The sequence below is a fragment of the Streptomyces sp. NPDC026377 genome (assembly GCF_055567715.1).
On the sequence record NZ_JBVHPV010000026.1, the window covers coordinates 18648 to 32508 of the forward strand.

At 62.8% G+C, this 13861-nt stretch carries 11 protein-coding genes; all 11 read right to left on the bottom strand.

Annotated elements, in window-relative coordinates; all coding sequences use genetic code 11:
- Positions 1–4 precede the first annotated feature (4 nt).
- The 11 genes from ACZ4MU_RS32945 to ACZ4MU_RS32995 all read right to left on the bottom strand — a co-directional run bounded on the left by ACZ4MU_RS32945 (position 5) and on the right by ACZ4MU_RS32995 (position 13819).
- Positions 5–982 (bottom strand): phage tail family protein, encoded by a 978-nt coding sequence (locus tag ACZ4MU_RS32945; protein WP_467883212.1) that lies wholly within the window; start codon positions 980–982, stop codon positions 5–7.
- 91 nt (positions 983–1073) lie between these two features.
- Positions 1074–6866 (bottom strand): transglycosylase SLT domain-containing protein, encoded by a 5793-nt coding sequence (locus ACZ4MU_RS32950; RefSeq protein ID WP_467883213.1) that lies wholly within the window; start codon positions 6864–6866, stop codon positions 1074–1076.
- Between the two features lie 8 nt (positions 6867–6874).
- On the bottom strand, positions 6875–7201 hold the full coding sequence (locus ACZ4MU_RS32955; protein ID WP_467883214.1) for a hypothetical protein: 327 nt from the start codon (positions 7199–7201) through the stop codon (positions 6875–6877).
- A gap of 145 nt (positions 7202–7346) precedes the next feature.
- A complete protein-coding gene (locus tag ACZ4MU_RS32960; protein WP_467883215.1) occupies positions 7347–7679 on the bottom strand; it encodes a hypothetical protein in 333 nt (110 codons plus the stop codon).
- Positions 7676–8050 (bottom strand): hypothetical protein, encoded by a 375-nt coding sequence (locus tag ACZ4MU_RS32965; protein WP_467883216.1) that lies wholly within the window; start codon positions 8048–8050, stop codon positions 7676–7678. Before ACZ4MU_RS32965 ends, ACZ4MU_RS32960 begins: the two co-directional genes overlap by 4 nt.
- Positions 8051–8088: 38 nt before the next feature.
- Positions 8089–8952, bottom strand: a complete 864-nt coding sequence (locus ACZ4MU_RS32970) for a phage major capsid protein (RefSeq protein WP_467883217.1) — start codon at positions 8950–8952, stop codon at positions 8089–8091.
- A 332-nt stretch (positions 8953–9284) separates the two neighbouring features.
- Positions 9285–9848: a hypothetical protein gene (locus ACZ4MU_RS32975; protein ID WP_467883218.1), complete on the bottom strand. Its 564-nt coding sequence runs from the start codon at positions 9846–9848 to the stop codon at positions 9285–9287.
- Positions 9849–9946: 98 nt separating this feature from the next.
- The gene (locus tag ACZ4MU_RS32980; protein ID WP_467883219.1) at positions 9947–11377 is read right to left on the bottom strand and encodes a phage portal protein; all 1431 of its coding nucleotides are present in this window, start codon (positions 11375–11377) and stop codon (positions 9947–9949) included.
- 94 nt (positions 11378–11471) lie between these two features.
- Complete coding sequence (locus ACZ4MU_RS32985; RefSeq protein ID WP_467883220.1) at positions 11472–12779, bottom strand: hypothetical protein; 1308 nt, start codon at positions 12777–12779, stop codon at positions 11472–11474.
- A gap of 274 nt (positions 12780–13053) precedes the next feature.
- Positions 13054–13494, bottom strand: coding sequence for a phage terminase small subunit (locus ACZ4MU_RS32990; protein ID WP_467883221.1), 441 nt, complete (start codon positions 13492–13494; stop codon positions 13054–13056).
- Positions 13495–13642: 148 nt separating this feature from the next.
- On the bottom strand, positions 13643–13819 hold the full coding sequence (locus ACZ4MU_RS32995; protein ID WP_467883222.1) for a hypothetical protein: 177 nt from the start codon (positions 13817–13819) through the stop codon (positions 13643–13645).
- Positions 13820–13861 lie beyond the last annotated feature (42 nt).

The window sequence follows — 13861 nt, forward strand, 5'->3', positions numbered from 1 at the left end:
GCTCCTAATAGGTCTCGTACCGTGGAGACAACTTCAGGCGGAGGACCGCGGAAGAGGCGCCCGGATTCATCTGCACGTTGACCTTGGATTCCCCGGCAGGTATGGGGAACATGGACGGATTCACATCCAGCTTGGGCCAGAAGTTCTCGCCGTTGTCCTTCCGGATCGTCTTGTATCCGGGACGTGTGTCGATCGTCAGCGTCTCGCCGGAAGCGAGCAGATCACCAGAAGAGTCCTTCGAGTTGATGCCAAACTTCTGCCCGGCCTCATTGGAGATCGTGAAGGACCGCACAGGGCCCTCGATCTCCCAGATCGGCCAGGCTTCAATGTCGCCAGGGTTGAAGACGGGAACCCCTCGGGAAGAGATAGTCCCCTTACTGACATCGAGAGGAAGGAACGGACTGCCGGCCCCCTTGAGGAACACCTTTCCGACGCCCGTCTTCCACTCGGCTACGACGTCTCGGTCTCCGTAGAACCAGGGATCGAAAGCCACGAGCTGTATGCCGTATCGGCACCAGGTGAACCCGGCGCTATCGGCGCCCTCGTTGCCTTCCATGCCGCCCTTGTAGTAGGCGGTGATGTGGCGGGAGGTGCCGTCGCCCTCGGTGAACTTGAGAAGGCAGTAGCCGTTCTTCGGGTTCAAGGCGCGGGAGAGCTGACGCTTGAGATTGAGGATGGTGCGGCGGTCCACGCCGTACAGGTACAGCGGCAGCATGATGGGGCGCTCGCTCGCGCTGGTGGAACGGAAGAAGCCGCCGTCCAGGTTGGGGCTGGTGTCCGAGAAGACTTCCATCGGGGGCATGTCCAGGCCCGAGGCGCCGTCCTGGAGGAAGATGGCGGGCCAGGCCCGGCCAGAGAAGTCGGTGAGAGGGATCTCCTCACCGCGGCCGTTGCCTCCGGTGATCGTGACCCGCGTATGCCCCCAGTGGTCCGGGGAAGGCGGAATCCCGACGATGGGGGAGTTGTCTTCCCAAGCGGGCAACCTATATCCCGGAACAGGCATAGAACACCTCGTCTGATTCAGGCAGCACAAAGGCCCCGACCGATCCGGTCGGGGCCTTCGCTGCTACCGCTTACATGCCGTACATGGTCTCCACGTACTTGAGGCCGCGAATCACCGCCTGAGTGGTGTCTTCGCTCTTGGCCTCATGGATGTGGATCTCGTAACGGGAACCGAGAAGGTCTCGGGTTTCCCCGTGGTTGTAGACCCGCTCACCGCCACGGAAATTGATCAACTCCGGCCCCTTCTCGCCCACGAGGGCAAGACCAGGCGACGCGAAGTTCGTCCCGGTCCAATAGCCCTTCGGCGGCTTGCTGGGGTCGGCCTGCTGGACATTCGAGATGTCCTTGTAGCGGGACTTGATGTAGTTGATCGCGGCAGCGATGTTCGCAACCGGGTCAAAGATGTTCCACGACGTACCCGACTGGTGATACGCCTTGAACGTCGAAGGGACCACCTGCATCAACCCTGAAGAAGCGTTGCCTGCCTTCGCGTTTGAGTCCCAGTTGTTGACGGCCCTCGCGTTGCCTCCGGACTCGCGGCGAATGATCGTCGCGATGCCATCGGCCCACTTGGAACCGCTCACGCCAGTGAGGCTCATGGCCTTCGCGATGGCCTGAGCGATATCGCTATCTACTCCGCCACCGAGCGTGCCCGAGAACTTCGGAATCGAGCCTGGCCACGCGTTCAGGACAGGACCGTCACCCGAGGTGTTTCCACCAGTCGGCCGGAGAGCCGCGGTTGCATTCCGCCAGTAACCTCGGGCCCGCTTCAGCGAGTTGGACTCGTTGCCGCCGACGGTGTCGTCCGAGCCGGTCTTGATGTTGATGTGACCGTTGCCCCGGTACGTCAGAAGGTCACCGGGCTGTGACTCGGAGACCGGAACGTGACGCATGGCCGCGTTCCAGGTCGCGACAGCCGGCCAGCGGTTCTGCGGTGCCCCCTTCGGGGAGTTCCCGTAGGACGCATTGGCCCCGGCCTTGTCGACGACGTACGAGACGAAGTCAGCGCACCAGCTCTCCCCGTTGCCGAGGTTGTACTTGGCGCCGCCCACCATCGGGGCCTCGGTGCGGAATTCCTCCAGAGCGACCTTGACGACCTGGCCGCCGCCAGAGGTGTGGTCATCAACCCACCTGGTCCACTTCTCGGCCCACGGCTGGGCCTTCTCGAACCCCCGCTGGTCGAGGTCACCGGAGACGCCGAAGGAGCGGGAAACCGTGTCGAGCATCGGCTTGACGACGGCCTTCCACCCCGCCTTGAAAGCGGCGGTGTAGCCCTCGTAGTCGTCGTCCTTGTGCTTGGTGACCCAGTCCCCACCGGTCTGTCCCGGCCAGTTCCTCTGACCGACGACACCGCCGTTGGCGTAGACGTGGCCGCCCTTACGGGCCTGGTCGTTCCAGCGCAGGATCGTTTCTGCACCGAGCGCGCGAACAACTTCCGGACGAAGAACACCTTCGCCCTTAGAGAGCATCGCCGGGACCGTATCGACGCCGGGCTGGTACCCCGGCACGATGCCACCGGTCGCGAAGTGCACCGGAGCCAGTGGGGAGCTGGTACCAGCGAGCTTCGCCATGGCGGACATCATCGAGACGGCGCCCCGGTTGTAGGGGCCGTTCACCGTGCTCCTGGTCGAGCTGTCCACGTAGGACATCGCGGAGCGCCACACTTCCCGAATTCGGCCCGAGGCCGACTCGAAGAACTGCTTGGTGCTGTCCAGGTTCGACCGCAGCCGGGTCAGGGAGCTGGACACGTGGGAGACCGACGAGCCGACCTGGGACTGAACGTCCGACCACACGGCGCGGTTGGTGCCCTGTAGAGCCCGTTCGGCCTGGCCCAGAGGCCCCTGCATGTGCTGAATCCAGCGCTGCTGAGCGGGCTTGATCCCGCTGTCCACGGCCGTGCGGACCTTGGCAGCCACCTGGTCCCAGTCGGCCGTGGCCGACGCGCGGTGAGCCCGTACGGCCTTGCTCAGGGAATCGAGCGCTGCCCGGATCTTCGCTGCCGCCGCCTCGTACGCTTCCGCGTCAGGGACAGGAGTGTCATATCCCAACTTTGGGGCCGCAGAAAGAGAGCCCTTCTTCGCGCCAGAGTTGAGCTGTCGGACCATCGAGTGACCCAGGAACCGGGCCGCCTCCGGACGCAGGACCGCTTCGCCAGGCGACAGCATCGCGTGGACGCGGTCGTTGCCCGGCGAGTAGCCGGGAACGATCCCGCCGTCCGCGAACTGGAAGAGACCCTTGGTGTTGGGCATCAAGTCCCGTACTCGAACGATGAATTGGTCGAAGACCTCTTCGGCGTATTCGGAGGGATTTGACCAGATCGCGTCAAGTAGGCGAACCATCTCGCGGACTTGATCGACTATTCCCGTGAACATCTGCTTCACTGACGAAAGCGCGCCATCGAGGAAGCCTGCCGGATCGGAGATCGCATCTTTCAGGGCACCGACAATTTCGGTGCCAGAATCCCAGAGATTCGATACAAGATCCTTCAGGATCTTGGGAATTGACTTCACCAGGTCGGTCGTGAACTGACCGCCACGCTGAAGTACGTTGCCTTCGCCCTTCCAAACGTCGTCCCAGAAAAGCTGGCCAGCAGTCGGGGCGATACCGCCCGCGGCGATGCCGATGAGGTTACCGACGCCGGTTGGAGCCTTCGTCAGGAACGAGGGGACCCGTTCGAGAATGAAGTCCTTCATCTTGCCGAAGCGGTTGTTGACCAGGCGGCCGGCGCCATCACCGCCCGCCTGAGCGCCCCAACGGCGCACGTTCGAGCCGGTCTTGCCGCCGATCCCCTGACCCGCGCCAGCCATGCCGATGCCGCCCGTGAACGCTCCGATTCCGGGCCCAACGTTCACGATGTCGGTCAGCTCCTCCAGGATGGAGAGAGGCCATGTACCGGACTTGGGCGAACCCTTACCTGCCTTGCCCTTCGCATGTCGAGTGATGTGACCTCGGGCCGCAGCAGCGTTCCAGGAGTTGATGGTGTCGGAACCGAGGGCGTTGGCGACCTCGGGCCTGAGAACCGCCTCTCCCGGAGAGAGAAGCGCGTGGTAGTTGTCCACGCCCGGCGCATAGCCGGGGATGACACCACCAAGGGCGTGCTTGTTCGGCTTCGACTTCCCGTGCTTGCCACCGCCTGATCCACCGAACCCTGTGAGCTGGTTGACCTCGGCCAACTTGCCGCCGAGCCCCCCGGCCTTGCCTTCGGCCTGATCGAGCGCGTCACGCAACGTACGGACCTTGCTCGTCACCGAGCCCAGGCCGCGGCCGTTGATGTCCTTGATCTTGCCGTTCAGGTCCTTCGCCTGCGCATAGGAGCCCTTGATCGCAGGAGTCAGAGAGCCCGAGAACTTGGACTTGATCGAGCCCAGGCTTCGGCCGTTGAGGTCCTTCACCTCACTCGACACGGCATGGACGCCCCGCTTCGCGGTGTCGGCCTTGTCCTTGAGGTACTGCACCTGCTGACGGACCAAGCCCAACTTGCCGTCGTTGAGACGGATCACGGCCTGGCGGACCTGCTTGATGTGCGCCTCGGCGGTCTCGGCCTTGTCCTTGAGAGTGAGGAGCCGCGCGCCCAGCTCGGACACCTTGGCCTGGTTCAGCTCGCGTACCGACGTGCGGGTCTGGTTGATCTCTCGGTCAGCGCTGCTGGCCCGTCCGCGAACCGACGCGCCACCCTCGCCGCCCAGCTCCGCAGCGACTTGCGTCAGCCGCTCCTGGTTCAGGTTGCGGATGCGGTTCTGGATCTCCTGGATCTTCTGATCCACCTGCCGCAAAGCGGCTTCGGCCTCGCTGGTCTGAACGTTGAGCTGCGTCGAGCGGCTGTCCTGCCCACGCATCCGGTCCAGACCCCGTCGAGCCAGGGACCGGTCGTCCCCGTCGTGGTAGTCGGCACGACGCTGCCGGTAGGTCTCACGGAAATTGCCCCGGCCAGCCGCAACACCGGAGAGCAACTGATTGCCGGTCCGGAACGCACCGCGGACTCCCTTGGCGAGCCCACCAGAGAGCTTGATCAGGGGAAGGAAGGACTTTCCGACCTTGCCTATGACCTTGGTGGCCAGGCCGATCGCGATGGCCAGAGGCCCCATGACGGCCACGACCTTGACGGCCCCGACGACGAGGTTCTTCGCCCACGGGTGGTCGTTGAGGAAAGCCTCAGTCTCCTCAACCCCGCCCAGGAGAAGGTTGATCGCTTTGATCAGGTTCCCGGACATGCCCCCGGCGAGTTTCTGAAAGTCCGGGTCCTCAACCAGCTCACCGAGACGTTCAGCGAGCTTGTGAGTGTTCTGGCCCAGCTCGGTCCACTCGAACTTTCCCGTGTCCTCGTTGAATTGCCCGAACAACTTGCCCAGGTTCAACTGGGCCTGCTCCTTGACGGCCGTGAAATGACCGCCGATCGAACCAGTGCCAAGTGCTTCAGCAGACCCCTTGACGCCCGGAGCACTCTGGTACGCCTTGATGAACTTGTCGAAGAACTCGCGGGAGTTCACGCCGCCCTTGGGGTCCTGCACATCCTTAAGGAAGTCGGGGCCGCCCTTGTAACCGGCGATCTTGCCGATCTCATTCATCGGGATTCCGGTGCCGCGAACGAACTGACGGAGGTACCGAGTGGAGAGCTTCCCCTGGTCCATCATCATGTCCGCGGCCAACATGCCGCCCTTGACCTTCTCCGGGTTCGTGACACCAAAGGAAGCTGCGTAGTCCGCAATGCCCTTGATCAGGAGTTCGGACTTCTTCAGAGACTTTGAGGTCGAGTTGCCGTAGCTCTCGAAGTTGCGAGCAACCTGCGAGAACTTGTCGGTCATGTCCTCCAAGCTGAAGGGAGTACTTACGGCGAAGTCCTGAATGGACTGAATGCCCTTGGCGACTTCCTTCTGGTTGAAGCCGGCGCGGTTCAGGCCCTCCGAGGAGTAGAACTGCATATCGGCGCTGGTAGCGCCAATCTTGGTCATGAGACCCGCAGCCGCGGCCAGTGGCATCACGAGGTTCTGGGTGATGCTCCGACCGACCTGTTCCAGGTTCTGACCGTAGGTTTCCGTGGACTGCGAGAGCGACTTCCACTGCTGACCCGCCGAACGGGTCGAGGCGCGGTGCTCGCGGTCCCAGGTGGCTATCTGGCGCCGGTTACTGGCGATCACGTCCGCGTAGGTGGAGCGGGTCTGCTGGAGTCCCCGAAGTTCCTCCTGGAGGAAGCCCTTACGGGCCAGATGGGCGGCGCGCTCCTCGGCCAGCCGCTGGCGTGCAGCAGCAGCCAGGTCCCGTTCTGCGGCCTTCTGCTCGGCAGCAGATTGACGGGCAGCCGCAGCCACCTCCCGCTTCACTTGCAGGACCTCGGCGGCCAGGGCGCGTTCCTCAGTCCTCTCGGCCTGGATGCGACGACGGTTCTCCGCCATGGATTCCCGCCGCAGACGCGCCTTCTCCTGCTCCTGCTGCCGTGCCTCCCGAAGCGTCTCCTGAGTGGCCTGACGATTCGCTTGAACCGTCTCGTTGATGGCCTTCCTCGTCGCCCGGGAGGTCCCCTCCTCCAGCTGCTCGCGCTGCTTGGCCAAGTTCCGGTAGGCGCGGAACTGCTTACCGGCCTCCTCGCCGTGGAAGCGAGTCAGGCTCCGCTCGATCTGGCGAAGTTTGTTGGAGGTATCGACGGCTTCCCGCTCCGTCGCCCGCCCGGCCTTCTTCGCCTCCTTGGCGGTGGCGGAAGCGATGCCCGTCAGCCCCTTGGTGAACTGCCGACCGGCGGCCTCGCCCGCTGCCTTCATCTGGCGGACGAGATCGCTCGTCATCTTCGTCACTGCCGTCTTGGACAGCATGGGGAAGATTTCGAGGTATCCCGAACCGACCTTGACCGGTGCCCTTCCGCGTGTAGCCATACAGCCTCCTAGAGATCGCCGAAGTGGGTGAAGAAATCAGCCACCTCTTCGCCGGAGGCGAGAGCGAGTTGGGGTTTCGGCTCCTCAGCGACCTGGCCCGGCCGGGGAAGTGGCTTCGGAGGTTCAAGGTCGTCCTCCTCCGAGGAGTTGGCCTTGATGAAGAGGTAGTTCGACAGCTCCAAGCCGTCGCTGATCCGGGCAAGAAGATGGTTGGTCTCAGTCCAAGAAGTTGCCTCGTCCAGGTCGAGGAGAAGGAGAGATTCACCAGGCTTCTTGAAGAGACCCTGAATGAGGACGTGAAGGCGCTGGACAGGGAGCGGGAGTACATGTTCCACGACCCCTTCTTGTTCTTCGGGGCGTCATGCCGAGCGGCGGCAGCGATCTCGGAAGCTTTCTGGGACAGGAGCTTCGCGGTCTCCGCTGAAGACATCGCCTGCTCTAGCGCGTGCTCGTTGAGGACGAGCCTGAATCGAGCGGCCATCAGTGCTCCACCCTCCAAGCTCGAATGCGTACATGCCGAAGGGAGAGGTGGCGCCATTCCAGCGGATCACCGTCTACTTCGTAGGTCAGCCCGTGGTACTCGACGCGGTCGGCGGAGTCCACATCCGTTCGGGCCGGCAGGTAGACGAGCAACCGTTCCTGGGCCGTCTCGCGCTCCGGGGAACGGACCTCAAAGGCGCGGTCGGGCTGAACGCAGGCCAGGCCCTCGAAGACCGTCCGGGCGTTCTTCCAGTCGCGCTTCTTGGCGTATGGCCCGTCCTTGATGATGTCGGCCCGGAGGACGCGAACGGGGTCGGTGAAGAGGTGCTTCATCGGCCCCCCACCACGATCCCGTCCCAGGCCGGTGTATCGACCTGGAGGGGGACGGAGGCCAGCTTGCGTCGGTAGCGCTTGAGCGAAGTACGGGCAGCGGGGGAGAGGGACTGCGTGGTGGCCGAGGAGCCAAACTCGACTGCCACGTCGCCAACCTTCTCCGACACGATCCCTGGAGATACGGCTAGCCAGCGGATGACCTCGGCGCAGATGACGGCCCGAATGCCGGGCGAGTCCTCGCGGTAGCCCGATCCGCAGTAGTCCGCCACGAGGGCGGAGGCGTCCGTGATGAACGCCTCCACCCTTGGCTGCTCGTCGTCCTCGATCTTGCGCCCGATCCGGACCTCGATGTCCGCGGCAGTGATACTCATGTGTCACATCCCAACTTCGGGCCAAAAAAGAGAGCGCCCTACTTCGAAGGGGCCGGGGTGCCGCCAGAAGTGACCTTCTCGTTGTGCGCCTTCATCGCGGCCTCGACGCCGGTCGCCACAACCAGCTGCTCGGGGCGGATGACCTTGGCGTCGTAAATGACCCGGCTCTTGATCGCGTCGGTGAAGGACTTCTCGGGCTTGTACGCCTCCATCTGCGCGAACGGGATGACGAGCGAAGTCGCTGCGGTGGAGCCCATGAACATGTCCACGGAGTTGAGCGCGTCGTGGCGTCGGCCCTTCACAAGGGTGTTCTTGACGGGGGCCTTGTTGCCCAGGGTGTTGGAGACACGGACCTGGACGCCCAGGATGGAGCCGATGACACCGGAGGGCATGACCGCGTTGGCGCCCCAGTGGGAGGCGTCAATGAACTTGGCGTCACGCAGCAGCAGCGAACGCAGCCGCGGCGAGATGAACAGATAGCGCGAGTCCGGAGCGTTCTTCAGGTCCAGGTTCTCCAGCATCGCAACCACGTAGTCGTAGACGCCGACCTCGGCGGCCGGGTCGAACTCGGCATCCTCAATCGAGTCCACCTTGCCGTGCAGGGCCGGAAGGCTCGAAGGCGCTGCGTCCATGTCCTCCGACCCGTTGAGGTCCTTGCCCGCCATGGCCGCAAGCAGCGTCTTGGCCAGCATCCGATCGATGGAGACGGCGGCCTGGCGGCCCCGCTGACGGACCAGCTCCGACATCAGATCGATGCCGCCCTTGGTCTGGAGCTGGTGGAGGGCGTCAATCTCGATGTGGAACGAGGAGCCCTTGCCCACGGTCATCGGGATGTACTCAAGGGCCGCATGGTCCTTGTCGCCGATCTCGCCGTACGCCTTGATCAGCCCCCGATCCTCCACCGTGTCGAGGAAGTGCGGAATACGAATGCGGTCGCCCTCACGCCGAAACTCGCCTTCGTAGTTCCGGTTGGTGATCTCCGCAGAACCGAGGATGAGATTGTCCTCAAGGTCCTGAAGAAGCTGAGCGGTCCAAAGCTCCGGAACGAAAACGCCGTGACCCTTGAGAGTCGGGTCGGCGCCCGCAGGGCCGCCAGTCAGAAGACCGGAAGCTGCCTGAGTGGTGAAGTCATTACCAGCCATAAGTTACCTCTTTTGGACATAAAAAAAGGCCCCGAAGGGCCCGTGAGTGGAGAGGCTGGTATCACATCCCAACCTCATGGCAAAAAAAGAGATTAGATCTCTCCCCGCATGAGGGCGTCACACTTGCCCGCTGCACGGGCCTCATTGATCTCCCTCGGAGACATGCGAGCAAGGTCCTCGCGGGTGAGCTGGCCGGCGGCCGGGCTCCCCTGACGACCAAGACCGATGTTCTGCGCGTAAGGCGCACCCGAACCGGACTTAGGGAGAGACGTGACGAATGCCTCGATGCGGGCGGAGTCCGGGTTACCGTCCTCGTCCATGAACGAGCCGAGATTCAGGTACTCGGCACCAGGAAGGGCCACCCCAGCCGCAGAGGAAGCGGCACGCAGCTCGGCATTCACGAGCTTGTTACTCACCTCGGAGAGAGCCGCATTCCGCGCCTCCACCTTGGCGGCCTCAATGGCCTTCTCGGTGTCAGTCATCTGGGACTGTCGGAAGCCTTCAAGCTCCTGAGAAGCAGACTTAAATCGGTCCTCATTCTTGCGGGAGAGGGCCTTCCACTTGTCGACTTCCGCCTGAAGCGCCGCCGCATCCGGCTGCCCATCCCCATCCGTACCGGCCTCGGGGGAAACCTGATCGTTCTTGTTCTCGTCCATGCGGATCATCCATTTCGGATCAAGTTGGAATGTCACATCCCAACCTGTCGGGTAAATAAAAAGCCCCCGTTTCGGGAGCTGCGGAGGAAACGTTTCTGCTACTTCTCGAACCTCTGACGGTTCGCGTTGCCAGAGTTGCCCTGCGGAGGCTTCGCGGCATCCTTCTTGGCCTTTGCGGCGGTCATGGCCGACTGGTCATTGGCGCCTTGCTGGGCGATGGCAAGCTCCTGCTTCTGGGCCTCGGTCTGGTACTTGTCGGCACGCTCCATTTCGGTGCGGGCCTCTTCTTCAAGGAGCTGGTTGAAGCGGGCGATCTGCGACGGCGTGTAGCCAGCGTCCTGCCAGAGCTGCTGCTTCGGCACGTTGAGCTGCTGGAGCTTCAGAAGGGCGTCGATGTGCTGGGCCTCGGTGCGGTTCTCGGGGTCACGCCAGATGACTTCCGCGGCCTCGTATTCCTCCTGGGGACTCCCCTTCTCGACCTCGATGGCGAGACGGATGATGGCCTCCCATGCCTCACCGAAGTGCAGCATCCGTTCCTTGGTCTTGGAGACGAGGCCGGCTTCCGCAGAGGTGATGGCGTCACCGCTCGGGGGCTGGCCACCCTTCAGCATGTAATGGAACGGGACCCTCGCGACCGATGCCATGTGCATGGTCAGCATGTCCACCAAATCCACATAATTGCTGAGGTCGGCGGCGGCAAACTGTCCAAAGCTCGCAGCGGGGTCCTCAGCTTGGAGCAACTTGTCCACCGCAACCTTGAAAGGCTCGATTGGATTGCCGTGCTCATCTTCTTGAATTTCTAGGCCCGTTACGTACCTCTGTGGCCATGCCGCATACTCGCTTGCCACGAGAGAGTCAGCGACCGTCTTGTTGATCGCGTCCTGAATGGGGATGACCGTGGAGAGGTCCGACATGGGCTCGCCCACCAGGCGGGCACGATTCTGAATCGGTACCACGGGAGGCCGGCCCAGCGGGTTAGCCTCCGTGCGGTCGATCGAGTAACCGCCGATCTTCCAATCTCCGGTGTAGACCTTGTCGCCCCACCACAGGGTGCAGAAATTGCGGCCCCAGTCGTCCACGTAATACTTCGCAGCGGCCTCGATCTCGTGCCGTGATCCCGGCCTGTACTGAACGACCATGTGTTCTGCGGACTCGATGGAGATAACGGCCTTGGTGCCGTTCCCCTTGTCCTCGCCCCACACCACTGCGTAGGCAGCGCCCTGGATCATCGCGTCCAGGTGTGCCGAGTTGGACTCTGAGTCGAGCCTGTTCCGCTGCCAGATCTCACGGGCGATCGTGTCCTCGGTCGGCTCCTCCGAGAGGCGGAACCCGTCGATGAACATGCGCTCGTTCACGCTGTCGATGATCAAGCCGCAGAAGTTATCGTTCCACCGCTCAAAGATGTGAGCGAACTCGGTCCTGTACTTGGACTGGGCGAACAGCATCTTCTGGTGCTTGCCATCGTAATACTCGCCAAACCGCTTGTAGGTGCCGGATCGGGAAGCGAGCTTCGACGCAAGGTAGTCCATCCACATCTGCGGAGAACTTGGAGGCGAAAGGACTCCATCGGAACCAGGAGTATCCAGCGCAGCAGTAGGCATATGGGCCCCTTTCGAGCGGGGCTCAGAAACCGACTACTCGCCTCCGTTTGATCTGGAGACGTCCATCCGCAATCGCGTCAGCGCGTGCTTCAAGTGCAAGTACGGCAGCCACCGCGATGTCAATTTTGCGTTTGGATCGAGGAGAGTCTTTTACGATCAGATCGCCTTGCGGAACTTCCCGCACAACTGCGTTAAGGACGTGGCGAGTCATCTCGGGTTCCCCGACATGAGAGAGGTCTCCGACCATCACGGCCGTGCGGAATCGCTCGACGGCCTGAACCATCCTGGTGGGTTTGTTGGTCCAGTACTCGAAGACGTAGTCGTCGCCCCACTCGACCGCCCACCGGCCGATGTTCTCCTGCCACCAGGGAGGGTCGGCGTACATCCACTCAACCCGGTAGGTCTCGAAGGCGCGCTTCACCGCGGCCTCGACGGAAAGTACGTCAACTTCCCAATCATCCTTGGCATGTTCTGATCGGAGCCACTGCCCGAGAGTGAACAACTTGGCGTCGTGCAGGCGGATTCCGACCAAGGCTGTGCCGTCTCCGCGGACACTCCCATCGAAGCCAATGGCTATCTGCTCGCCGGGCTTGATGTCGTTGATGGACTCGCAGGCATCCCACTCGGCCTTGTTCATCCAGCCGTCGCTGGACTCAGCGATTTGGTTGAAAAAGAACCGGCAGTACGTTGAATCCGGCGTCGTACGGTCGTACAGGATGGTCTTGGTCAGGCCGTCGATGTCCGCCCAGTGAGCATCGCCGTACGCCTCGATGAGCGCGGCCCGGACCTTCTCCTCGTCCCGGATGTCCTCGACCTCGATCGAGCCTTCGAGGCAGTCATAGAGCCAGAAGCCCTGTGCAACCATGTCGGACTCGAAGATGATCTGCGCTACGGAATCCTCGTTCGGATTGAACGCGTTGGTGGTGGTAACCCACCTAGAACCAGCCTTGGTTGTCTTCTCAATATTGCGCTTCAAGGTCTGGTAGAAGTCCGGGCCTCCCGTGCTTCCCACCCAGTGATGTACCTCGTCCATCACGCAAAACGATGGCCGGTTGCCCTCATTTGTTCGGCCGGCAGTGGCCTTCGGAGAGATGCTTCCTGGCTTGCCAGACTTGAACTGAACCATGCTCTTGGAGATCTCAAGGCCGTACTCCTTCTCGGCCGGACTCTCCGACAACATGCCTCGGATCATGTCCAAGGTCTGCTGCGTCTGGTCGAGCGCTGTGGCGCCGAGCTGAACCACCGGAAGCGGCACACGCTTCGCCACCGGCATCCCGTTCTCATCCCAATGTGAGAACCGGCAAGGGCCGATGAACTCAACGATCGCCAACGCAGCGAGGAGCGGGGTCTTGCCCTAAGCCCCAGCCCTTAGCACGCCTTAGCGTGCCGGCTGAGTACTTCCACCCCCCGCTCTCGTCAATGGCGTAGAACCAGAGCACGAACTTCAACTGCTCCGGTGTGAACTTGAACGGCTCGCCCGCGGAATCACCGTCGGGCTGGACGATGTACCTCTGCGCCCACCTGATGATCTGGTATCCGAGGGTTTCGTTCGGCGCCGGAACTCCCTTGGGCAGGTTGCCCGTCTGAGCCACGGCACATCACCTCTAACCCTCTGAAAGCAGCTTGAAAAGCTCCTTGTCCATGTCTTCATCTGTGAGCCTCTTGGGCCCTTCCTGGGCCTTCTCGATCTCAACGGACTGGTCGAAGGACATGCGAAGTCGCGCCCTGTCCTCCGTAGTTGCACCCCACTTGCCGACCCGCTGACGGATCTCACCGGCGTACTTCATGTCACCCAGGTAGAAGGCGTCCACGAGCTTGGTGACGATCTCCAGCTCAGCCCAGTCGGTCTCCATCCAGTCCTCGGACTGGGGGGAGGCGGCCCACGTGCGCCAGAAGCGCTTGGCCCCAGCCGTCGAGATCCCCAGGGCCTTCGGCAGCTCCCTGCCCTCCCCGGCCTGGCCCGAGAGCTTCTTCTCACCGAGGGCGTGATCCTTGTTGCGCCGGATTGCGTTCGGGCTCGGTGCCGGCCCGCGTCGCGACGCCATCAGGAACCACCCCTCTGGATACGCCAGGGGGTGATGGAGGCGTTTCGGACGATGGTCATGACGGCCTCGGGGTCGTGTCGGTAGCGAACCAAGTCCGACCAGACCCGCTGAATCTCCTGGTACTGCTGGCCTTCCAAGCGCCTGGTCATCAGATCGCCCCCTTCAGCAGCTCGGGGGAGACCCCGTACAGCTCACCCAGCTCCTCCAGCTCGACCACCGCGGACCTGTGCCACTCGCGCTTGAGCGCGGCCTTCGAGGGGCGACGGCCTCGGAGGGGGACTTGCTCCTGGTCGTACTCGACGGCCCAGAGATCGGGGGCGGTCATCGCATCATCACTCCATGAATGAACTAACCCGGCCTCGACCTC

Excerpts from the sequence above, each read along its gene's own strand:
- ACZ4MU_RS32950 (WP_467883213.1), bottom strand. The coding sequence starts at position 6,866 with ATGGCTACACGCGGAAGGGCACCGGTCAAGGTCGGTTCGGGATACCTC.
- ACZ4MU_RS32960 (WP_467883215.1), bottom strand. The coding sequence starts at position 7,679 with ATGAAGCACCTCTTCACCGACCCCGTTCGCGTCCTCCGGGCCGACATC.
- ACZ4MU_RS32965 (WP_467883216.1), bottom strand. The coding sequence starts at position 8,050 with ATGAGTATCACTGCCGCGGACATCGAGGTCCGGATCGGGCGCAAGATC.
- ACZ4MU_RS32975 (WP_467883218.1), bottom strand. The coding sequence starts at position 9,848 with ATGGACGAGAACAAGAACGATCAGGTTTCCCCCGAGGCCGGTACGGAT.
- ACZ4MU_RS32980 (WP_467883219.1), bottom strand. The coding sequence starts at position 11,377 with ATGGACTACCTTGCGTCGAAGCTCGCTTCCCGATCCGGCACCTACAAG.
- ACZ4MU_RS32990 (WP_467883221.1), bottom strand. The coding sequence starts at position 13,494 with ATGGCGTCGCGACGCGGGCCGGCACCGAGCCCGAACGCAATCCGGCGC.
- ACZ4MU_RS32995 (WP_467883222.1), bottom strand. The coding sequence starts at position 13,819 with ATGACCGCCCCCGATCTCTGGGCCGTCGAGTACGACCAGGAGCAAGTC.